The organism is Streptomyces sp. FH025, assembly GCF_017427025.1.
GTDB lineage: Bacteria > Actinomycetota > Actinomycetes > Streptomycetales > Streptomycetaceae > Kitasatospora.
Genome location: NZ_JAFLNG010000041.1, coordinates 1 through 23,180 on the forward strand (window position 1 = coordinate 1; position 23,180 = coordinate 23,180).

Annotated in this window: 9 protein-coding genes, 1 tRNA gene and 2 pseudogenes; 2 read left to right on the forward strand and 10 right to left on the reverse strand. The window is 67.2% G+C overall.

The annotated features are described in order from the left end of the window. From J0670_RS05275 to J0670_RS05315, 9 genes and pseudogenes are all read right to left on the reverse strand, one after another. Window positions 1–1,288, reverse strand: a pseudogene (locus J0670_RS05275) (hypothetical protein); the annotation flags it as partial. Between the two features lie 451 nt (window positions 1,289–1,739). Next, a complete protein-coding gene (locus tag J0670_RS05280; RefSeq protein WP_207810096.1) occupies window positions 1,740–2,684 on the reverse strand; it encodes a GIY-YIG nuclease family protein in 945 nt (314 codons plus the stop codon). 355 nt (window positions 2,685–3,039) lie between these two features. Continuing rightward, entirely contained in the window at window positions 3,040–3,519 is a 480-nt protein-coding gene (locus tag J0670_RS05285) for a hypothetical protein (RefSeq protein ID WP_207810098.1), read from the reverse strand. A gap of 215 nt (window positions 3,520–3,734) precedes the next feature. Next, on the reverse strand, window positions 3,735–9,395 hold the full coding sequence (locus tag J0670_RS38950) for an ATP-binding protein (RefSeq protein WP_243436562.1): 5,661 nt from the start codon (window positions 9,393–9,395) through the stop codon (window positions 3,735–3,737). Continuing rightward, on the reverse strand, window positions 9,392–11,059 hold the full coding sequence (locus J0670_RS05295; protein ID WP_207810100.1) for a hypothetical protein: 1,668 nt from the start codon (window positions 11,057–11,059) through the stop codon (window positions 9,392–9,394). The genes J0670_RS38950 and J0670_RS05295 overlap by 4 nt, the downstream gene beginning before the upstream one ends. Beyond that, a complete protein-coding gene (locus J0670_RS05300; protein ID WP_207810102.1) occupies window positions 11,050–15,369 on the reverse strand; it encodes a serine/threonine protein kinase in 4,320 nt (1,439 codons plus the stop codon). Before J0670_RS05300 ends, J0670_RS05295 begins: the two co-directional genes overlap by 10 nt. Next, window positions 15,369–16,793 (reverse strand): restriction endonuclease subunit S, encoded by a 1,425-nt coding sequence (locus J0670_RS05305; RefSeq protein WP_207810104.1) that lies wholly within the window; start codon window positions 16,791–16,793, stop codon window positions 15,369–15,371. The genes J0670_RS05300 and J0670_RS05305 overlap by 1 nt, the downstream gene beginning before the upstream one ends. Then, complete coding sequence (locus J0670_RS05310; RefSeq protein ID WP_307806388.1) at window positions 16,790–19,018, reverse strand: N-6 DNA methylase; 2,229 nt, start codon at window positions 19,016–19,018, stop codon at window positions 16,790–16,792. The genes J0670_RS05305 and J0670_RS05310 overlap by 4 nt, the downstream gene beginning before the upstream one ends. A 155-nt stretch (window positions 19,019–19,173) precedes the next feature. Beyond that, on the reverse strand, window positions 19,174–21,294 hold the full coding sequence (locus J0670_RS05315) for an AIPR family protein (protein WP_207810106.1): 2,121 nt from the start codon (window positions 21,292–21,294) through the stop codon (window positions 19,174–19,176). 312 nt (window positions 21,295–21,606) lie between these two features. On the opposite strand from J0670_RS05315, the pseudogene J0670_RS40490 reads away from it, so the two are divergent. Beyond that, a pseudogene (locus tag J0670_RS40490) lies at window positions 21,607–22,072 on the forward strand (transposase); the annotation flags it as partial. 317 nt (window positions 22,073–22,389) lie between these two features. Further along, a complete protein-coding gene (locus J0670_RS40495; protein WP_374223066.1) occupies window positions 22,390–22,659 on the forward strand; it encodes a tyrosine-type recombinase/integrase in 270 nt (89 codons plus the stop codon). 382 nt (window positions 22,660–23,041) lie between these two features. Here the strand turns inward: J0670_RS40495 and J0670_RS05330 are convergent. Then, window positions 23,042–23,115 (reverse strand) — tRNA-Pro (locus J0670_RS05330). Window positions 23,116–23,180 lie beyond the last annotated feature (65 nt).

The following is a 23,180-nucleotide window of genomic DNA, read 5'->3' on the forward strand; positions in this document are numbered from 1 at the left end:
CCTGGATCCACGGTTCGATGACGCTCGCCGGTAGGTCCGAGGCTCCGGCGATGATGGTTCCGCGCCACCCGGCGGCCAGCCGCCTCTCGACGACCGCCAGTGGCAAGACCTCCGGCCCTGCGTCCGGAGAGAAGACCAGGTACGGCTGGTCGTCACCCGCCGAGACAGCGCGCAGCGCGCGCACGTGGTCAGCGGCGAACGGCTGGCGGTCACGGACGGGGGTGTCGTCGAAGATCCCCGGCTTGATGTGGGCTACGGCCGTTTCGGCCTCGGTACCGGTCGTCGTTTCGGTCGTGGCGGTGGTGTGGGGTTCGCAGTCGAGAAGGGAGGAGCGGGAGTCGAGGAGTCGGTCGGCGATGAGGGGCGGGACTTGCAGGGTGAGGGTGCGCCGGCCCCAGTCGGCGGAGGCGAGGTAGGTGACGAGAACGCCGGTGGTCCAGTTGTCGAGTTCGCTGAGGAATCCCCGCTCGTACCGGTGCGAGGAGTCGTCGGCGACCTCCGACAGGTGCGCGGTCACCAGCAAGGTCGGCGCGGGCTCGGTCCCGGCAGCTGCGGCACGTGCCAGGTTCTCCCAGGACGCGACCAGCTCGTCAGCGGCGGAACATGCCTGTGCGTAGCCCTTGCGGTTGGAGCGCATACCGTGGGTAAGCATGTAGGAGATGTACGAGCGCTCACTCGGCCGGCCCCAGCCAGCTTCGGCCCTACGCTGCCAGTCCCGCCACAGTGCCCTCAGCCCCCTGTTGATCTCCTCTCGCGTGCCGATCGCCGTCAGCGCCGGATCGTCGGCGGGCAGTTCCGGCTCGTCCAGGAGCGCTGCTGCCGCGCCGGTCAGAAGTCCGTCCGGGTCGACGAACCGTGCTGCCTGAACACGCAGCGTCTCCAGGTACTGCTTCTTCTCGGCCAGCTTCGGCTCCGCCCAGTCAGCGAGCCAGGGGAACATCGCGGCAGCGGCCTGGGCCTGGTGCAGGCTCTTCGCCGCATCCCGCCAGGCGGAGAACACGCTATCCCGCACGTGCTTGGCGTCATCGCGCGCCTCTTCGTCGTCGCCGTCCGCTTCCTCGCAGTCAGGGTCGACTGCGGGCTCGGTGCGCAACAGGTCGGCGGCGGCCTGGACCTCGTTCTCATCCCACCAGGTGTCCTCGTCCGGCCCGGTGTGGGATCGCAGCTGGTACAGCAGGCCGGTCCCGCCGAGTTCCTTGAGGAAGACACCCAGCCCGGTTTCCGGGCGCACCCACGCGCCCCACTGCGCGCAGCGCGAGCACATCCGGCCGATCGTCTCCGCGTTCAACGGGACCTCGGCCGTCGTGATGTCACGGGCACGCAGCTGGGTGCACGTCGTCGCGGCATGGAGCTTGGCGTTCTTGCCCTTGGCCGAATGGACGGTGACGGGCGTGCCCTCGAACGGGCCGAGCGGAACATCTGCGGTCAGAGCACAGTCGAGCACGTAACTCCCCTATCAGTCTCGGCTTGCGAGCCTAGATGAGGGCACCGACAAGACGGCTGAGAGTGTCGTCCTCCGCACTCGGCCCGCCGACTCGCCAGCCGGTCTCCTCCGACTGGTGATGCGAATCTTGTCGCAGCAGGATCCCGAACTGCCGCCCGAATGGTGCCGTGGTCGTCTCCCTCTCTGTGAGTCGGCCCAGGTGCCCGTCCTCGGGAGCGATCAGGAGCGCGAGAGCCAGGCCCTCATGGGCAGTGGCGGTGCCGTTGGCCTGCCGAGCACCTGCCAGCTCCGCAGGTCACCTTTGCGGACGCCGCTTCAGTAGCTGCGGCAACCAGTACTCGGGCGGCTGTGGGAGTGTCGCAGCAATGGCCCAGTCCCCCTTCGGATCCGGGTTGCGAGGAGCCCAGGTCCGTGGCCTACGTAGATCGAGTACCTCCTTCGCCGCCTCCACCATTGCAGGAGAGGGATCACGAACGAGGTCGTTCAGGAGAAGGGGCATGCCAAAGGGGTTCGACTGTGGATTCCATGTGCGACAGGCAATCTGACAGGCGCTGTCGGCCTCGAACACCACGCAGGCGCAGTGGGCCGGGTCCTCGGTATCCGCGAGCCAGATCAGTCGATCGCCCGAGACGAGGCGCTCGCGTCCAATCAGTGTCCCGTTTTGGACTGCGCCGGAACGGTCGAGGAACGGCACGGGGTCCTCGTCGCCGCCGGGATCGCCGTCGCTGAGGCCGGCTACGTGCCCGGGGTGCTCAGCGCCATCGATCTCAAGCACGTCTCCGTCTGTGTGAGCCTGCCAGATGTCGAGAACGTGGGGCTCTGTGCTCAGGAACTCAGGATAGGCGGTGAGCACGAAGACCTGGCCTGATTTCAACGGCAGGACGACACGGTCTCCGCGGCCTACAAGATGACGCTCCGGAGAAGACGCCCAGGAGTCGATCCCCGTCACCTGCTCCTGAGCAAGCCGAATCGCCCCAGCCGCGTCCTCGGCGGAGACCCGGAAGAACTCCCGGTTCGGTGCGACACGGGCGGCGGCCAGAAGCCTATGGGCCTGCCTCTCGACCTCTCTATGCCGCAAGGTCTTTGCTCGATAGGCAACCTGAAAGGGGAACGGTACAGCCGTCTTCGACAGCTCTTCGGCCCTGTCCTCGGGAAGGTGCTCGGACCAGCCGATCTCGACGAGATCCGGCATCGCCGGATTCACCATGACATAGACGAAGCCGTACTTGTAGACAGCCATTCCTTAACCCCCCTGGCCGCATTGCGCGTCACCGCTCATATGCGTACTCAGTCAGTGTCACCTGCGGGGCCGCGCCTACGCGTAGCCGCTCTCGAAGGCGTGACTCGGCTCGGCGTCCTCTCTGTCAGCCTTGGACGAGACATCCCGCTTGGTCAGCATCAGTCCGTGAAGCGACTGAGGCACTTCACGAATCCGTCGATGTCGGCGAGGTCCGGGGCGTCGGGGCCGCGCAGGCGCTGGGTTGCCTCACGCAAGGCCGCGGCTGCGCGCCGGGCTTCGGGGAAGCGTTCGCGGGCAGCGCGGAGGCGCACGAGGCTGGCCAGGGCATCAAGGAGGCACCAAGGCGCACTGTCGATCAATTCGCGACTGCGGGTATCACCTGCCCTCCAGTGGCCTCGGTCAGGAGGCTCCGGGTACCGGGGTGCCGCTGATAGACAGCGTTGATCTCCCTGGAGGCGGCCGCTTCGTTGAAAGGCAGAGCGATCTGCCGGGCGACCGCGCTCCTGAGCGCGTCGGCAAGCCCTACCTCCAGATCGACAACGCGTAGGCCCTCGACGATTCCGGTCCCTGAATCGACGAGCACCATGTACGCGGGGAAGGGGTCACCCGCTCTGCCGGGTACTCCGACGACTCGATCGCGCTGCCGGTGAGCCCCCCAGGGCGAGTCTCCCCAGCCCAGCGACTCGGGGCGGCCGCCCGGCCACGTCGGCACTTCGAACCGGTAGCACCACATGAGATGTCTGTCTCCGGGAACGACCGCGAAGGCTGTCGCGCCGGTGTTGAATGCAAGCTTCTCGCCGGCCGTGAGTCCGTCGAACGCGTAGATGATCTCCACGTACGCGCTACTGAGCACGAGATTGGCCGCAGATTTCGGCCAGTTGACCTGCTTCGGGTAAGGAGCACCTACCTCTAGCGAGTACCCCATGATTCATCCCTTCCCCCAGAACCGATCCTCTGGTCCAGACGTTTGGTTGCGCAATGCTGTCGCGGCTTAATGCGGAGCCGCTCGGAGACAAACGGAATCATCTCTCCGGGCGGCTCGCTGCCTACCTACTGCCCGCCGGACGCAGTCTTCGTTCCTCCACCGTGCCGGGTCACCCGAGGACGACACCGCACACGGACAGCGCCATGAGTGAACGCCGGGTCGGTGGACTTACTCGCCCACACGTACGCCTCTCCAGGCTGGAGCTGCGCCATCTGCTCCGAGCGCAGCCCGGCGAAGGCGGTGTTCGCCTTCTGGAGGTGCTTCAGCCAGGCGGGCGAGGTGAACTTGTGCAGGATAACGTGGTCGGAAAGCTCGATCAGAGAGATCGGCACGGAGAGCGGGTCCTGGCTGGCGACCAGGATGCTCATGCCCTTGTGGCGCATCTCGCGGACCGTCTCGACGAGGCCGGCGACGAGGTCGGGGCTGTCGATGTACTTGTGCGCTTCGTCGAAGACGACCAGTTTGTTGAAGTGTTCGTCTCCGCTGCGGGCTTCGGCGAAGAGCTGCATCAGTACGACAAAGAGGCCGAGCGCCTCGTCCTTCTCGATGTACTCGTCGCGAAGGTCGACGATGATCAGTCGGCCGGGTCGGATGAGGCTGGTGAGCTGCGCGCTGTCGTCGATGTAGTCTTCGGCCAGCTTGAGCCGTTCCAGGGCCAGCTGCTTGACGTGGTCGGGCATGCCGGAATCGGCCACACCCTGCCGGATGACGCCGAGACTCAGGTTGTTGCGGTTCGACCGCATGATGCGGGTCAGTTGCCGGATGTACGTGGACTGGTTGCCGACCGCTCCCATGAGGAAGCGCCAGTGGGATGCCTGGAGTTCGCCGGAGGAGAAGGCCAGCGGCCTGACGTCGATGCCGGGGAACTCCCGTTGGCGGTCAGCGACTTGATCGGCGGGGGCGAGCAGCAGGACGTCCGACAGCGCCTGAGGTTCGGTTCCGTAGCGCTCCTTCAGGACCTCAAGCTGCGTCCAGTCGTCGTTCGGCAGCGCCATAGAGGTGAATTCAGGGGCGTAGTCCATGGTCCGGCTGTAATGGAACACCACAGTCGCGAGGGGATGGGGAAGCTCGTTGACCGGCGGCGCGGACAAGGATGCCATTTCAATGATGCTGCCCAGGGTGTAGCTCTTGCCGCCTCCTTGTACGCCGAAGAGGCTGATGGTGTGGGTCTCATCGAGGTCGACCGCGATCTTCCGCCCGGCCACTTCACCGAGCACACCATGCTGCAGGGAGGGACGGGTGACGCCGAGGAAGATATCGGGAATTCCCCCTTGAGGAGCCGAGTCTGGCGTAACTGGGCCGGGCTGGGCATCGATCGTCGGGGCGTTGTGAAAGCCGCGCCAGTCGACGACGGTCTCCGTTCGTCGCGGGGCTTCGTCCTTATCGGAGGGAGGAACGACCGGTGAGGCAACGTCTGGGACGGCGAGCGCCGAATCGGGCACTTCTGCCACGGCCGTGGGCTCTGCGTCGGAGCCGTCCGCACAGCGAAGCTGCCCATGTCCGGCGGAGGCCGCGGAAACATCGTCGAGCACTGATGTGCCCGCGTCCGCATCCATGGCGGCTTCCACTTCGCCCTCTCCGGCCCGGTTGCTCACCGATTCCCGGGCGTCTTCTGCATGAGGCGCGCGGAAGCCCGCGTCGGTGAGCCGCGGCACCGCCAGTTGCAACAAGGCCAAGGTGGGGGCGGTAGCGGCTCCGTCGGCGTCCGGCCCGGCCTCTTCTTGCTCCTCGACAGACGCATCTGTCAACACAGGGACGCTCGGCCGCTTGGTGGGAATCGCGTCGATCAGCTCGGTGATCAGGTCGCGACCGATCCGGTGGTACTCCACCCCGTCTTCCGACTCGCGATCGGTACCACTTCGAGCGAGGTCGAAGATCAGGCCGCTGCGTGTGAAGTCGAGGCGGTAGCCGTCGTCGAGGCTGTCGAGGAGGGCGTGCGCCGAGACTCGGGGCTCCTGGCCCATGGTGCCGTGGCGTGCCGCACGCTCCAGGTAGAAGCGGAGCATGGAGCCGAGGGCGAGGTTCTTGACCGGGCGGTCGACGCGGTCCGGGGTGGTGCGGGCAGGGTCGAAGGACTCGGCCAGGATGCTTTCGCTCTGCCCCAACTGCTGGGCGACCTTGGCCTTGAGGCGCTGGTAGGCGCCGATGTCGTCGAGCGCGGTGTAGCACTTGACCTCGACGAGACGGCAGGTGACGGTCTTCGTCCGCGCGTCGAGATGGAACAGGGCGAGGTCGCTGCGCTGGAAGGAGAGCGAGTCGCCGAGTTCGCGGGACTGGCGGCGTACTTCTGTGTACAGCTCGGGGTGGGCATCGAGCGGGACAACGATCTGATTGTGGAGGGCGTCCTGGTAGTCCAGGTAGAGCCGGGCCAGGGAGAGGCCTAGGACTTCGGTGCGCTGATTGGGGGCGGTGGAGGCCAGTTTAAAGGCGAGGTTGCCGGAGAGGAGGCGCAGTTGGTCGAAGAAGGTGTTGAGGTGCCGCTCCTCCACGTCGATCCCGTGCTGCTGGGCGGTGGGACCGAGTAGGGCGCGCAGTTCGTCGACCGAATTCGAGCTGACCATGATCTGGTGGCCCAGGCTGCTGTCGAGCGGCGGCGCATAGTCGATGACGTACTCGGGGCGGCCGCGCTGTCCAGCGTGGTCGAAGTACTCCAGGCCGAGAGTGCGGTCGATGGTGACGACCCAGTCGCCGATCTGATGGGCCTGGTAGAGCAGGGCTCGGTCGTCGTTGTCGAGGGAGAGAACGGTGCAGGGCACGTTGCGTGGTGCCTGCCCTGCCGTGGCAACGTTGGCGGCCGCACCGGCGAGCAGGCCGGGCAGGCGGCTCAGGAGGGTGGCGAGGTCTTCGGAGTCCTCGGTGGGCAGGGCGGTTCCGTGGCGCGGGACAGTCCGCCAGACGATCTGCTGCTCGGTGTCCTCGTACGCGGCGGAGGTCGCCTGGACGAGTCCGTGCACCGGCGCGTGGACGATGTCGTGCCGCTTGACGGAGTCGTGCTGCTCGCCCCCGAAGGCATCGATGAGGACGGTCAGGTGGGCGTCGAACTCGGTGGACGGCTTGCTGAATTCCTCGATGGAGCGAACGGAGTAGACGAGCTTCGCGTTCCGGGAACCGCCCGCCGTGTGAAGGAAGGCTTCCGCCTCTGCCGAGGAGATCTGGTTCTGGGCGCTGAGTAGATCGCCCAGCGCCGTTCCGGTCTCCGGGGCCTCCGGGTCGGTCACGCACAGCCGGATGTCGTACGTGAGGTCGCGGGTGGTGGGGCGCCGCTGGAGTTCGAGGAGGGCGTCGGCGACGATTTCGGCCCGACCTGCGTTGACGACGTTCATGACGAGGGTGCGAACGTACGGGTGCAGGCGTACGTAGCGCTCTATGCGGTCGGCCAGGGCTGTTCCGGACAGTGCGCTCGAGCCGTTTGCCGCGCGTGTGCCGGTGGCGGGGAGATTCAGAGCAGCGGTGAGCCGGCCGAGCAGCCCACGGGGGTCTGCGGTCTCGCTGGGGAGGTAGGCGCCCCAGTACGGGGTGAGGTTGTCCGCGGCTGCCATGAGGCGTCCGTCCTGGCGCGGGATCGCGAAGGGGAACCCGAGTGGGGAGAGCGCTTCGAGGAGGGAGTCGCGGGCGGCGATGACGCGGCGCTTGTCCTCGCCGCCGAGTCGGCTGGTCCACTCCTGGCCCATGGCGGACCAGGTGGCCAGCCAGAGGGCGCGTAGTGGGTGAGTAGGTGAGGCGAGCAGAACAATGTCACGTCGGCCGAGGCCGTCGGTGAGGGTGACGGCAACACAGTCGATCTGCTGGATCCGGGCCAGTGCCACGAGAGCGGCGCCGCGTGTGTCGTCGCTTGCCCGCTCAGCCTGGAGCGACTGGGCCTCCACCAGTTCGGCGTACGCCTCGGCGTAGGCGGCGAGGTCATCGCGTACGGTCTCGAAGTCGACGGCCTCACTCACCAGGAGCTCGGCCGGTTCCATCGCGTCACCGTTCCGACTGCTCACAGCGGCGAAGTAGGCACTCCGTGCAGCGAGGAAGACGTCGTACGCCTCGGCGGCCCGCCCGGTCAGCTCGCTAGCCACGTCGTCGTCATCACCGGCGGGCATCTCGGCGGTGCCATTGGGGTTCAGCACGAGACGGCGCAGCGAGGTGTCTTCAGGCTGTGCGAGCAGATCTTGCTGGGCCTGTACGAGTAGGGGGGAGAGGCGGATCTCGGCACTGCCCGCCGGATGGATCTTGGCGTTGAGGGCCCGCTGGGGGCTGCGCGGAGTGGTCGGCTTCCATCGGATGTCGTTGAGCGTGACGCGGGCCGGGTCGTCCCCGGCGGCGAGGGCCTCGAACTGCAGGGACCGGAGTGCCTGGGCGACTCCGTCGTGGCGGCCTGCGCTGCGCTCCGGTGGCTCCTCAGTCTCGGCGTCGGAGATGACGTAGAAGCGCTCGCTCTCTCCGCCCGGCTGTTCGTGGGCGCTGGGAGCAACGTCGAGCGCGTCGCCCGACGCGTCGAGCGGGGTGACCCGGACGTAGTGCCACCCCTCCTCCCAGTCAATCTTGTTCAGCCGGGTCAGCTTGACCTTGTACTCGGGCTTCGCCCGAGTCCCCTTGCCGATGTGGGCCGCCCTTCCGATTGGCCCGCCGTTCTCCGAGACGATCTCCACTCGGAAACGTTCGAGCCCATCCACCTTGAGCGGGGAGGGCTGGACGGCGAAGCGGGCCGTCAGCTCGCGTGCGCCTTTCTCGCCGGCGAGAAGGTAGGGCTGGCCCACCATCGCCTGGAGCGCCTGATAGGACTTCAGTTCCTCGGCGTTGTCACCGGCGGTGGGCAACCCGAGCTCGCGCACGTCGATGGCAACGGTGGCCCGCCGACGTTCGTCAATGCGCCAGTTCCCGAAGGAGAGCCCCCAATTCTCGTGGTCGACGACGACACGGCGGGTCCACGCCACCGGGTCCTCCAGACCGCAGCGGGTGGCGAATCCCGCGAGCTTGGCGGCGAAGCCGGCGTCGCTCAGGCCAAGGTCCAGGACGCGCTGGCGCTCCGAACGGTTCGACGAGGTCAGCTTGTCGATCAGTCCCCGGTTCCGCTCGACCCGGTCCTTGACGAGTGTGGGGTCGGCGTACAAGCCGAAGTCGGGGACGAGGCCGAAGTGGTAGATCGCGGCGCCGGAGACCTGCTCACGGTAGCCGTTGATCTGGAGCGTCAGCAGGTACGTGGCGACCGCGCGGTCGTTCACCCGCCGGTCGGAGTGGTTGCGGAGGGCGGCGAGCAGCTCGTCGACGCCCTGGCGCAGCCGGTCCGGCACCTGCTGAAGGAGGTGGTCGGCCAGCTGGGCGTAGGCGTCGCCGAGTGGGACCTCTTCGAAGGTCGCGATGCCGAAGGAGTCCTCGGCGCTCACACGTGTGCCCGGTGGCACGAAGACGAGGAGCGGCCCGGGAAGGGTCCCCTCGCGTTCCGTACGGTTGCGGAGCTCGACCAGCTTGGTGCTGGTGACGGTCACGTCGTGGAAGGGGCGGTCCCGGGCCAGGTCGTCCGCCGGTCCGAGGACGCAGACGGTGACGGCGGGGCCGAGCGCCCCGCGCAGCCGGCGCACAAGGGGCGCCGCCAGTTCGGCCTCCACCTCGGTAACCCGCATGCAGTGTCCGGCGTCCCGCTCCCCGACCAGCTTGGCGAGCCGGGGGACGAGGACGCCTTCCAGCGCTTCGCGGAGGTCCTTGGCCGTGGGCTCCGTCAGTCCGGTGGTGCTGGTGCTCATCGGGCCGCCACTCCCGTCGTCGCCTCGGTCCCGATGGTGTACCGGGGAGTGATGGTCTGCGTCAGATAGGCGTCGGACATGTCCTGGTAATAGCCGATCTCGCGAAGCCGGTTGAGGAAGGCCGCCGCGTTTGCCCGCAGGGCGGCTTGGTCGTCCAGGTGCGCGCCGGAGAAGCCGTCGGCGTCTGGCAGTTGGTCGATGTGGAGCCCGTACCGGTCGCGCAGCAGGGCGAGGAACTCGTCCACCCGCATCGGCGAGGTCCGCAGATTTCCGGTTCCGTCGTCGCCTTCCCTGAGCAGGGACACCTGAAGGAGCACTTCGAGGAGGCGGGCGTCGAGGACGAAACGGCGGGCGGAGCTCCTGCCGTTGGAACGCCCGCCGCGCGGCTGGGCGAGCAGTGCACCGGGACGGTGCTTGAGGAGCATCGTGTCGAGGCACTCGATGAAGTAGTTACGGTAGTGACGCCCCTTGTAGTGCATCAGCATCTCGATGTACTCGTCGAAGGGGTCGAGTCCGAGCTGGGTGATCTGCTTCAGTTCGGCGGGAAGGTCCTCCTCCTCGTCCCGTACTCGGTTGACCCGCTGGAGAAAGAAGGCATCCCGGTCCTTGGTATACGACTTTCCGAGCCGCTGCAGGGCCTCTTCCGGGGTGAAGTAGCTCCGCCCGGCCGGGTGGCTCAGCTTGGTGGTCTTGAGCGCCAGGTGATCGGAGAACTCGTCGAGTTTCTTCACTTGGTAGGTCGCCTGAATGAAGCGGGGAACGCGCCGGTACCAGATCTCCGCGCTGCGTTCGGCCAGCGCGGCGGCCGGGGTTCCGGGCACTCCTTCGACATCGAGGAAGAGCCGCGCCCGATACGGGCAGCGGTCTGCGGCCTCCGCGCTCTCGTGCCCCTTGCGGCAGGCGGCGGAGGCCGCGCCGGCCTCGACCACTGCGGGCAGCAGCTTCATCATGCGCAGGTGGTAGAGGGACAGGTGGAAGGCGAAGAGGATCTTCAGGTAGTCCACGAGGACGGTGCGGGGCATGTGGTCCTGGTGGTACAGCAGCCGCATGACGTCCTTGCAGAGCTGCCGCGCCGGTTCCGCGCACAGCGGCGGGTAGGGCGTACGGGGCCGACTGGTGTCGGCCCGGTCCTGCATCTGCTTGCCCGCCTGCTGAACGAGGTGGAGCAGCGCCTGCGTCTCCACGTCTGTACCCGGACCAGGAGTGATCTCGCCGGTGGAGCGGTCCACATCCGAGAAGAAGAACTCGCGGAGCCCCTTCAGCGCCCCCTCGTTCTCCGCGAGCATCTCGTACAGCTGCTCGTCGGCCCCGTACGGGCGGGACTTGCGGCTGTTGCGGAAGCGGTAGGTGAATCCGTGCAGCGGCCGGGGGCTGGCCACGGCCTCGGTTGCCTTTCCCCGGTTGACCAGGTCCAGGAGGTGCGTGGAGGTCCAGCGAGTGGTGGCCTCCCGGTCGAAGCCCTTGAACACCTCCGGATGCTGTAGGAACAGCTTGACGAACACGTCAACGTCGAGGGTGTTCGCCCGGCTGATCTTGCTGGGCATGCCGCCGTGCCACAGGCGGGCCAGGAGCGCGGTGAGCACACGGTCCATGTCCAGCGCTTTGTAGTCGATCCGGCTGATACCCGGATGGGCGAACGTTCCCAGGGATCCGCTCAGCGCCATGTCGTCTCCTCCACCCCGGCGGCGTCCGCACCCGGCTGGTCGCCGTCGTTCACCCGCGCTGTCAGTTCTTCCATGTGCAGTACGGAGTCCTCGGTGCGGTGGATCCGCCGCAGGTCGTGTCCGTGCGTAGTGAGGAGGACCTCCTGGTACGGGACTGCGGCGAGCCGATTCTTGAACACGGCGAGGGCGAGCTGCTGTCCCTGCAGGTCGGTGACCGAGGGCCGATAGCCGCGCTCGAAGCGCCGGAGCAGTTCGAACAGGTCGAGCCGGATGTCGAGTTCGGCCGTGCCGCCCTGGTTGCCGGCCGGGTCACGGTAGCTGAGGCGCAGCGAGGTGCGTCCGGACTCGATGTACGGCGAGGCCGGCGCCGACCCGGGTTCGAGGCGGAATCCTTCGGCGGGGAACCGGCGGAAGCTGCGGATGGTGCCGCCCGGAACGTCACGTACCTTCAGCGCAAGGGCGTCCCCGATCCGCTCGGGTACGACGAGCCCTTCACCGCGGTTGAGCGCCCGCAGGATGCTGTCCCGTTCCTCGGTGCCGGCGTCCGTGGGGCGGGAGAGCAGCTCCATGAAGCGCAGCACGGAGGGGTAGGGGAGCATCCGCTGGGCCCGCTCCTCGTCATGGAGCTCGAAGTACAGCAGACGGCGGGCCGTGTCCACGTACCGGCGGTGGGTGGCAGCCTGGGAGGCACGCTCGGTGGCCGACCGGCCGAGCTGCGCGAACTCCTGGCCGAGCAGGACGCGGTCGCGGTCGCCGCGCCCGTCGACGGTGACCAGCGCCCCGTCCTCGAGCAGCCCGGCGTAGTCGAGCCGCCGATCCAACTGAGGCTGGGGCACCGCCGCGACGTCGGCCTCGCGCAGCAGGGAGAGCAACCGGTCGCGTTCCAGCGGAGTGCCGTCGGAGGCCGGCGGGGTGCCCAGGTGGGCGGAGAAGTAGAAGCTGTCCAGGATCTGCTGGGTCTCGCCGGCCGCGTACAGCTGGTGGATCTCGGCGCAGTCGCGGCCCGAGGTGAGGGTGTAGGCGAGCGCGGAGCGCAGGTCTCGCAGGGTGATGTGGAGTTTCCCGCGGAGTTGGGTGAGCTCGTAGACGCGTCGCAGCCGCCGCCCGGCCTGGGGACCGGCGGTGGGGTGCTGGAAGGTCTGGGCGTTGTGCCGGGCGTAGCAGATGGCGGCGAGGTCGCAGTTCTCGCAGTCCTCCCAGAACTGGTCGTGCGTCATCCGGTCGAGCATGCGCTCGAGCAGCGACTCCCCGTCCTGCGGCCCACCGGTGCCGTCGACCGGGCGGGCAGCGACATCCCGCGCGTTGAGGTTCACCACGGCGACGGCCTGCCCCGTGGCGCTTCCCGCCAGGCCGAGGTTGGCCAGCTTGGCGAGGTGCGGGAAGCGGTCGTGGTGATGGCTGAGGAAGTCGACCAGCCGTCCCTCGTTGATGGCGATCAGCCGGGTCTCGCTCCCGGCCGGCCAGACCGTCTCGTCGGCCCCGGCGAACGGTGCGAAGAATTCCTCGAGGACGTCGTCCCCGCTGGTATCGCCCTCGTCCTGGCTTCCGTCGTGGTTGGTGCGGAACCGGTGCCCGGCCAGAGTGAAGTCGGTGCCGTTGGAGCGGGACGGCCCGAACTCGGCGCCGAGCTCGCGGGCCTGACGTTCGAAGCTCTCCAGGAAGGCGGTCTTGCCGTCCCCCGCGTTACCGGTCACCACGACCAGCGCGTGCCGGCCCGCCCGGAGCGCGGGAACGAGCTCGCGGTCCAGAGCCGTCTCGACGTACACGGACATGGAGTGCGGGTCGAGGCCACGGGTGCCCCGATTGCTGCGGCGACTCTGGCTGTAAAGCGTCTGCAGGTGAGCGACGAACGGGTTGCTGTTCGGCTCCGGCGGAGTGCCCTGACCACCGGCGGTGACCGTCGGCAACGCGGACGGTCGCTGTTCAAGTACGGGCAGCAGAGCCGGTGCGGGAGCGACGCGCGCCGACTCCAGAGCTTCCAGCGCGCCGAGCAGTTCCTCGGCCGTGGTGAACCGCTCGCCCCGGTACGGGGAGATCGCCCGCAGCATGATCTCGGCGAACCCAGGCGACAGGTCACCGAATCCGCTGAACGCGGTGCGCGGATCGAGCGGCCGCACCCCGGGCGACGGCTGTCCGACGCCCTCCCAGGGGTACTGGCCACCGGTCAGCGCCTCGTACAGGGTGACTCCGAGACCAAACAGGTCCCGGTCGGTGTACCCGGTGCCGTTCGCGGGGACCTGGTCGAGGTCGGGCGGGGTATAGCGCGGACTGGTGTAGCTGTGCCCCTCGGAGGAGTCCGAGGTCTTCGCGATCCCGAAGTCGATCAGCTTGACGCCGTCGTCGGTCCACAGCAGGTTGCTCGGCTTGATGTCACAGTGCCACACCCCGCGCTCGTGGATATGACGCAGCCCACGGGCCGTGTCGATCGCGAGCCGCAGCACGTCCGCCGCGCCCATCCGACCACCGCGGATCACCTCGGCGACGTCCTTGCCGTCGACGAACTCGAAGACCAGGTACGGGTACTCGTCCGGCGGCAGCAACCGGTCCGCGTCGACCATCGCCACCACATTGGGGTGCGGCGCGTGCTGCAGCCGCTGCAGCACGTCCGCCTCGCGGCGCAGCCGCTCCAGGACGGAGTCCCTGTCCCGCAGGACCAGCTTCACCGCCCGGTCGACACTCCTTATCGTGTCATAGACCCGGTACGCCACCCCGAACGAACCGGGCCGCCCCAGCCGGTTGCGCACCAGGTACTTCGTGCCGAGCTGAAAATCAGTTGGGAGTTCCTTGAAGAACTCCGGGCCACGCGGACCGTCCGGTGCATGCGGCGCGGGGGCCTGCGGCCGTGCGGCAGACGAGGAGGAGCCGATCCGCTTGGCCGGCGCGTTCCGCGCACCCATGACGAGATCGAGCCGCCGCAGCGCCTCAACGGCGGTCGGCCGGTCGTCCGGAGCTGTCGCGCACAGCTTCTGCAGCCAGTGCGCCAGCTCGACCCGGACCTGCGCGGCCTCCAGACCACTGACCGGCAGCCGCCCGGCCGCACCGGCCTGCTCGGTCGCCGAGGTGAAGGGCAGCTCACCGGTGAGCAGTTGGTATCCGATGACGCCGACGGCGTAGATGTCGGCCTTCATCCCCATCGCGGAGGGGTCGGCGTGGCACTCGGGCGCCAGGTAGGCGCGGTCGGCCGACTGGTGTGCCTCCCGCATCACGGTGTGCGCGCGGCGTTGCGCTGTCTTCGCGTACTCGAAACCGGTCAGCATCGCCCGGCCGTCCTGCGCGATCAGGACGGTGGACGGGTTCAGCTCCCGGTGCGCGATGTGCCAGTGGTGCGTGTGCGCGAGGCCCATCAGGATGTGTCGGATCGTTCGCAGCTTCGCGTCCGCGGTCAGCGGGTCGGCGGCCCCGGTCAGGTGTAGCGTCAGCGCGTGCCCGGGCACATCGTCGTAGACGGTGACGAAGACGCCCTCGTCGTCATCAGGGAAGAAGTCCCGCACGCCGACGATGTTCGGGTGCGAGGGCAGCTTGCCGAGCGCCTCGTACGCGATGCCGATCCGCTTCTGCTGCAGCAGCCGCTCGGCTTCTGGGGCATACGGGTCGGCCTTGCGGACGGAGAGCCGGACCGTGCCCGACCCCTGCGGCGCAATCGCGTTCTTCGCCCGGTACTCACGGTGGATACCGTCACCGCTCTCCTCCGGGGAGGTCTCACCGAGTCGCTCGATTACCTCCCAGCTGCCGAACTGCAGTGGGCCGGAAGGCGGTCGGGACGAGCCCTGGACCGTACGCACGATCAGCTCGTGGTGCGCGGAGATGTCCGTGTCGAACCGGTTGGTGGAGGTGGGGACACGGCTCACGTCCGCGAGCCGCCCGATCAGGTCGGGCAGCGCGACGGTGTCCCGTGCATCCTGCTGCTGGGGCGACCGGTCGACGAGCAGGGCGTCGGGGTAGGGCAGCACCACGAGCGCGTCGGTGTAAAGCCGGGACAGCGGCCGGTGCGCCGTCTCCAGGATCGTCTTGAGTTGCTTGGCATGCCCGCGCAGCTTCGGCAGCGGGGAGCGGAACGGAGCCCGGCGGGAGGGATACCACTTCCTGCCGTCGACCTCGATGCGGCCCCGAGTGCCCTTGACGTCGATGACGTACACGCAGTGCCCGGTGACCACGACGAGGTCGACTTCGAACAACTCGTTCGGGTGGTGCGGAATCTCGACGGAGTGCAGGACCGTCCAGTCGTCGGGGGCGTGATCACGCAGGTGCGCGATCACCCTCCGCTCGGCATCGTTGACGGCCTCCCCAACTGCAACGATCCTGGCACCCATCAGCCAGCGGCCTCCTCGATGGCGGTGGTGAGCAGCGCGAGGGCCTTGTCTTCGAGGACGTCGGCGCGGTCGCGTTTCTTGTAGGCGCCTCGGACAGTTTCGGCGATACGGGCGCGGTCGGCGGGGCGCGCAAGCGGGATGTGCAGTTCACGCAGGAACTGCGGGTGATATTCCTGTTGCTTGCCTCCTACGCTGAAGGAACGAAGGGCTCGGAATGCTGCCTCCGAACGGAAGAAGGCAAACAGGTAAGCACCGGAGACTTCAGAGTCACCGCTGATGAGGCGGACGTAGTCCTGGCTGTATGCGTGCTTCAGCCAGGATCCAGTCACGAAGATCGATCGGCTGTACACCTCGTTCTCGCCGAGGGTGCCACGCGCCGCGATCAGGATTGTTTCATCAATGACCCGAATGTCGTCGGGAGCCTGCGCTTCATTGATCCAGCGCCCTTCCGGACGCAGCCAGAAGGACTGACGCTGGCCGATGAGGCGGACACCGTGCCCCGGGTCACTGTCGATGCGTTTGAACCGGGCACCTGTCCGCAGGGTTCCTCCCTCACAGATCGAGCCGAGCGATCGGCCGGATACCGACCCCAACTTCTCGATCAATCGCTGAGCTCGCGGCGCGAAGTTCAACGCTCGTAGCGAGGCCGACTCAATGCTTGCAACCTCGAACCCGAGATCCCGCTCCTGCTGGTGCCAGCGCAGCTCATTCAGCTCGGGCAGCCCGTTGCTCTCGAAGAAGTCCTTGGTCGCTGCCACCAGGTCCGCCTGGTGCTGTGCCCGTAGCCGCGCACTGCTCTCGATCAGACGGTGAATCCGCCCTTCGAGATCCGCACCGAGTCGTGGCACCGGAAGCCCCGCAATGTGATGCGGCTCGATGTGCTTCACAGCCGACCCATACACCGATCCGCGTACGAGCGACTCGCCGAACCGGCTGAGGAGGAACGCGTACAGATAGCCGGACTTGATCTTCTCCGGATCGGGTTCGACCTTGAGAGTGTCCTGCGACGACCAACAGTCGCCCATGTCAGGCCGGACGTACGACCTTCGGCCAGCATTGAACCCTGAGCACGAAATGAGTGTCATCCCCGGCTTGAGCCGGAGGTACGACAAAGTCGCCGACTCCGCATCCGACTTCCGTAGCCGAGGCAGCCCGGTGAGGTCGGCCGCCATCATGTCCTTCGTGCCGAGGAACGGCACGCTGTGTTCGGGGTCTGTGAGATAGACCCTGCGGAACATGGGGCCGTTGAAAATTCCCCCGTTGTGCCCGCGCGTCAGGCCCGCCAGCGGCTCGATCTTCGGCAACTGCTCCAGCAGCTTCTTGGTTTTAAGTGAGCCCGAGACATACGGCGAGGCATCCAGCCTCAGCCCCTGCTCCGCGAGCCAGCTGGACATCACCGGGTTGGAAAGGCTCGCGATCTTCACGCGCCCGCCCCCGCGACCTTGCGTGCGTCCACACCCGGCACGGGATGCTTGGCCCGGAACTCCCGGTATTTCTCCGCGATCACCGGCAAGTCGTTGTCGATGACCCGCTTGCTGCGCTTCAGCGGCCGGGTTACCTCCCTGCCCCGGATACGGAGCCGTTCCATCACAACCTCCGTCTCCAGGATGATATCCCCGTTGGACTCACGCTTGTACAGGTCGTTTCCGCGCCGGTCGAAGCCGACCTTCTCGGCCACCGCCATGAAGACCGGGTACGGTTTCTCCGTCCCCATCCGGTGGTTGCGTACCTCCTGCTCGGTCTTCCGCTTCAGGAAGAGGAGCGTGGTGAGGATGTTGACGTTGGCGTCGACGACGAACGTCTCCACAGGCAGCTCGACGCTCGCGAGCACCCAGCAGTGTTCCAGGATGTACCGGCGGATCGCCTCGTCGGTCGGCCCGGGATTCGACAGGATGCCGTTGGGCAGGACGATGCCGATCCTGCCGCCGGGCTTGACCCACTCGATGGCCCGCTGGATGAACAGCTGCTCCGGCGCCATGCTCGTCGGCGTACTGGTGCTGCTCGCCTCGACCTCGCCGGTCTCCTTGTTCCGTCCCCATGACTTGGCAATGCCGTCACGGAACGAGCCGAGGACTGACTCGTCACTGACCGGGATGTCCGCTCCGAACGGCGGGTTGGTCAGCAGCACGTCGACGGTCTTGCCCAGCGGAACCTTCTTCTTCGCCGGCTCCACGCCAGCGAGGTGCCCGCGCGGAAATGCGAGGGAGTCCATGTGGAAGACGTTGCCGGTGGTTTGCGCAAGCGTCATGATCGCCATGGTCGTCGCCCGTACCAGGAACGGATCGAAGTCCGCGCCGACCAGGTGCTTCTCCGCGTACGCCTTGAGCCGGTCGCCGTAGCGCTCGCGCTCCTCCTCGGTGTCGGGGAAGCCGAAGGTGCCAGCTTCCTTCTTCCAGCTGTCGCGCAGGTGCTTGAGCGTGGCCTGGAGGAAGCCGCCGGTGCCGCACGTCGGGTCGAGAACGGTCTCGTCCTCCTGAGGATCGAGCATCTCCACCATCAGGTTGACAGCACCGCGCGGGGTGAAGTATTGGCCCCGGTCGCCGCGCAGGTTGGTGCCGACGAGCTCCTGGTACGCGATGCCCTTGGCGTCGACATCGGTGCCGGTCAGGTCGTACGGGGCAAGCTCACTGACGATGAAGGCGAGCGCGCGGTCGGACAGGGTGATCTCGTCGCTCGGCTTGAAGACGTCCTTGTACTCGGTCTTGACGTCCTCGAAGAGCTCCTTGACGCGGATGCTGATGGCGGCGCGTCCGTCCTTGTCGAACATCTCCTTCAGGCCGGTACGGAACCGTCCCCCCCCGGTGCCGCGGCTGACCCGCTCGTCGTACATCTTGGAGAACAGCAGGTAGAGGAACTGCCAGAACGCGGCGTCCTTCGGCATGCCCTCGTTGCCGTGGATGTAGTTGTGGCAGCGCCGGAAGGCGATCTTGAGCATTTCCGGGTCGGCCTGGCGCAGCCGTTGGTGCGAGGCGACGGTCCGGCTACCGATGGTGCCGTCGGCGACCTCCCAGTCGCTGCGGTCCTCGAAGGTCACCCCGAAGTCGCCGACCACCTTCTTGAGGAAGAAGAAGTCGACGCCGTCGGTCCACATGCCGTCCGCGCAGTTAGGCCGGTCCTCGTTGCCCATCAGCTCCTGGAGCTCAGCAAGGTCCTTCTCCGCCTGCTCGGGCTCGCGGATCTTCACGACGTTCTTGCCGCGATTGGGCTCCTGCTTGCAGACGACGACCCGGCGCAGGTTCGCCGTGGTGTGTGGCATCCCCGACTCAAAGATCGCAATGTCGGCCTTCTTCGTCCGCTTGCGCGGGGCGCCTTCCTCACTCACCGTGACGGAGAAGTCGCGGGCCATGTCGTGGGGGTCGATACCGTGCTCGTGGACGAGGGCCCGGGCAATGCGCTGCCGCACCTTCTCCTTCGCCGTCTCCTTGATCGCGTCACCGCTGATGTAGTCGACGACCTGGCCCTCTTCCAGGGCCGTGACCAGGGGCTGGGTGTCCTCCGCCGCAGGCTCCGCACCGTCCTCGGGCTGCTGCGGGATGTCCAGGTCCAAGGTCAGTTCCTCCATCGGCGTGCTGCTCTTCTTCCTTGTGCTCAGTGGTGCGGGCGGCGTCGCGGTCAGGCAGGTTCGCGAGTGCGCGATCACAACCGCCACGTGCGATCCTACGGCCGGGACGGCATGCCCGACGGCGCTTCTGGCCAGGCCAAGATCAAACAGGACGGCGGTGCGGCGCGAGCTTACTGCGAGGCACTGACAATGCCGAGGAACCTGCCGTACCGCCGTCGCTGCCACCGCACGCGCCGTGGACGTCAGCTACCCGCTGGCTCGTCCCCCACGTCCAGCCCTTCCTCCAGCCGAACCGCCAGCGCCAGCTCATCGAGAGATCCCTCACCCGGGACGAACCAGCGCAGCGTGCCTTGGACGGACGACGTCGTCCCGGATGCCAGGCGGCGCATCTCCTTGGCTAGACCACTGGGCGAGTACCACCCCTCGTCCGCGTGCCACTGCAGGGGCTGACGGCCGTTTGCGTTGCTCCACGTGGCCAACGACCGCCTGGGGTCCTCCGCCAGCCACTCCGCCATGTCGCGACGCTCGGGCTTGCTGTACGGTCGAAACTCCAGGACCGTGCCATCCGCGATGCGGCCGTTCGCGATCAGGGTGGTGACGGCGTTGACCTGCCGGCCTCGCGTCTCGACCTCAGTGACCTGGTAGTCCTCCCCCAGGGCCGGAGCTCCACTGCCGGAGTCGAGCCCGCGCAGGGCGGCGCGGACGACCCGCTCGATCCGCTCCGTGTTCCGCACCGCGGCGATGATGTGGCTGGACTTTCCGTACTCCTCGTCGATCGCGGCGAGCGACCAGGCAAGAGCGTCCCGCACCAATGCGGGAACCTTAGCGAGCTCCCGTGGCCAGTGGTAGGTCGGGTCCTCGATGGACCGGGTGTCCAGTCGGCGGAAGACGATGTGGGTGACCAGGAGGTCTCCGTAGAAGGCCGCCGCGTCAGCCCTCCACAGCAGCCCGTCCCGGAGATTCTGGAGCTGGGCCCGCACCTCGCGGAGGAGCTCTACCGAGCGCCACACCCGGAAGGCATTCGGGGCTGGCCCGAAGATCTCCTGGTAGGTCTTGTCCTCCCAGAGGCCGGCGAGATTCTGATCACGCTTGGCCAATGCGGCGAGCTGTGCGTTCGGGTTCGTGGCGGCCAGCGCCTCGGCAGCCTCCGCCATCGAGCAGCCGTGCTCCGGCGGCGGCACAGCCTCGCCCCGCTTGATCACGTAGCTGAGGTGCAGCATCAGGGCGAAGTCGTCACGGAGCTGGACCTGCACCTTGTCGAGGGACTTGAAGTCGCGCTCCTCGATCGGGTTCTGTGTGTTCGTGTTCGTGGTGACGTGATCGCCGAAGCCGGGCGGGCAGTCCTCCAGGGAGATCAGGCGCACCATGACCCTGCCGTACTGGGCGGTGTCGGGATCCGCGGTGTACGCCCTGTGAATGGCGCTCACCGTCTGTGCGCCATTGACCACGCTGGCGCCGATGAGCTGGAAGTCTCCGACCTTGCCAGGGACCGCCTTGCCAACCGGCTTGATCGTCTCGCAGAGCATGGTGATGCCGTTGCTGAAGTACCAGAAGTGCTCCGGCTCCTCCAGCAAGGTGTTCCTGATCTTGATGTTGACGTCGGTCAGATCAAGGTTGTCGCGGATGTTGCGTGCGAAGAGGCCGCGCCGGTGCTCGCTGTAGAGGTCGGCGAGATCTGCGGCGGTCATGGTCCCGTACAGGGCCTTGTACGGAGTCGATTCCTGTACGAAGCCGTCCAGCCGGACCCGAGCGTCGATCCTCGGGGCAGCCGCGTCCCCGAGGATGGCACGGTGGAAATCGCGCAGGTCCAGGACCTTGTAGTCGACCATCTCCTCGACCTGGTTCAGCTCGGCGAGCTTCTCCTTGATGAGCTCCCGAGTGCCCTCGTCGAGTGGAGCGGTACGCATCAGTGCGAGAACCAGTGTGATCTTCGGTGTGCCGATCTCGAAGGCCTGCTCGATCTCGGGGACGAACTGCTGGAAACGGCTGTTGAACTTGGAGTACTGAAGGTCGAGCATCCTGTTCAGGCCGCGGAACATCCGGTCGACCTCGGTCTCTCCGAAACCACCCTTCAGGTTGTCGCTCCACTTGGCCTGTACCAGGCAGATCCTCGGCTGCGGAGCCCTCACCTCGACGGCGATGGCGTCGAGGCCGCGGTCGTCGTCGCCATCGAAGATCCTGGTCGCTGCGATGCGGTCACTGCAGGGGTGCTCGATCTGCACGGCGAGTGCGGCCAGCCCGCGGCTGAGGAACGCCTGGACATGGTCCTTCTCCGCGACCTTCGCCTTGTCCTTCATGTCGATAAGGTCGGTGAACCGGTCCTCGATCGCCTTGCGGACGTACCTGACGTGCAGCTTGCTCATGTCCCACCCCTGTTAATGCACCAGATCGTCACACCTTATCGAGGCAATGGCCTTGGTACTGACTGAACGCCATTCGTTGTAGTTGACCGCCCGTGAAGGCCTCGCTACCCGTGATGGGCAACACGGCCGCTCCGGTGAGCCAGCCGACTTCTGTCGAGGTACGCCAGCCTGGCGACAGGTGCCGGAGCGGACCCAGGGGATGGCCAGGTCGATCGTCCGAAACGGTAGGGGTTCTCGGTCGTTGAATACCGCGTGAGTGAACTGTTCGAGGACGCGCGGCACTTGTCACCGTCGGCGCAGGACGCATTGCGGCTGCGGGCGGTGGCCGCGCTGGCGGAGGGCCAGGACCGTGAGGACGTCACAGCGGTGTTCAAGGTCTCGTTGAAGGGCGATGGACCGCTGGTGGGCGAAGTGGCTGGACGACGGGCGTGAGGCGCTGATCGGGCGTCCGTGCGGGCGGCGGGTCGGGGAGCATCAGGTGCTGTCCGAGGCCGGGCAGGCTGCGGTGCGGCAAGCCGTACTCGACCACTAGCCCTGTGACCTGGTGTTTTCGGGGCGGTTGTGGACGCGTTCCAAGGTGGGTGCGCTGATCGCGAAGCTGTACTGGGTCCGGCTGACCGAGCCGGGGGTGGGCAAGTACCTGTGCCGCTGGGGGCTGTCGTTCCAGAGTCCGGACAAGCGGGCCGTCGAGCAGGATCCCGAGGCGGTGCGTGGCTGGCTGGAGGAGACCTGGCCGGCGATCCGCGTGAAGTCGAAGGCCGAACTCGCCGATGCCCTGGTCGGCTTCATACAACCGCTATCGCGATGGGGTGATGTCGTCGTCCACAGCGCCTGCACTGCCACTCGGATCGGCGAGGTCTCCGGAGTCCGGGCCCGCGACGTCGATACCGACAAGTGGCTCCTGACCTGCCGCCGACAGACCACCCCCGCTCCCGGCGGCCTGGTCGACAAGCACACCAAGGGTAGGGTCGCCCGCCTCATCCCGATCATCGAACCATTGCGCCCGCTCATCATCAGGCGCTCCAAGCGACGCGAGGCGACCCGGACGCCCGCCTCTACACCGGCCCGCGCGGCGGTCGCATCAGCACCGCAGTCCTGCGCGACGCCGCCCACTGGGACGACGTCACCCGGGGCCTCGGCTACGAACACCTGCGCCGCCACGACCTGCGCCACACCGGCCTTACCTGGATGGCCGACACCGGCATCCTTCCGCACATCCTCAAGGAAATCGCAGGCCACCGGCTCATCACCACCACCCAGCGCTACTTCCACCCAGACGTCCTCCGGATCCTGGAAGCCGGCCAAGCTCTCACTCATCACCTTGAGGAGCTCCAACGCGACGGTCGAATCAACCGCCGGTGGTGACGTTCCGCAACTACCGCCGCTCCGAAATTTCCACAGGTCAGCCATTTCGAAGCGGCCCAAGCTGCTCCAGGGCGAACAGTAGGTGCCAGGAAGTCCCGAGAAGTGCCCCGATACCTACCGCCTCGACCCACTTGACTGACACCCGGCGCACTTGACCGAAGGTCAAGTGCGCCACCACGCCTTGCTCCGGCGATCAGCAAGGACGTAACGCACCACACCTTGAGATCAAAGGACACCCCGCGCAACAGCCACCGAAGCAACGAATGGCCACAGCCCCACGGCCACCCCCGGGGACCACATGGGGACCGCAAGCCCAGCCCACAAACCAGCAAGAGCGGGCACCCGGTTTCCCGAGTACCCGCTCTCACAACCGACTTCACAGTCGGGACGACAGGATTTGAACCTGCGACCCCTTGACCCCCAGTCAAGTGCGCTACCAAGCTGCGCCACGTCCCGTGGTCTCGTGCCGTGCGGCGGGGCCTGGGGGGCTCTGCCGGGTGGCTTCTCGACCTTGTCTCCGG

Excerpts from the sequence above, each read along its gene's own strand:
- J0670_RS05300 (WP_207810102.1), bottom strand. The coding sequence starts at position 15,369 with ATGGGTGCCAGGATCGTTGCAGTTGGGGAGGCCGTCAACGATGCCGAG.
- J0670_RS05295 (WP_207810100.1), bottom strand. The coding sequence starts at position 11,059 with ATGGCGCTGAGCGGATCCCTGGGAACGTTCGCCCATCCGGGTATCAGC.
- J0670_RS38950 (WP_243436562.1), bottom strand. The coding sequence starts at position 9,395 with ATGAGCACCAGCACCACCGGACTGACGGAGCCCACGGCCAAGGACCTC.
- J0670_RS05315 (WP_207810106.1), bottom strand. The coding sequence starts at position 21,294 with ATGAGCAAGCTGCACGTCAGGTACGTCCGCAAGGCGATCGAGGACCGG.
- J0670_RS05280 (WP_207810096.1), bottom strand. The coding sequence starts at position 2,684 with ATGGCTGTCTACAAGTACGGCTTCGTCTATGTCATGGTGAATCCGGCG.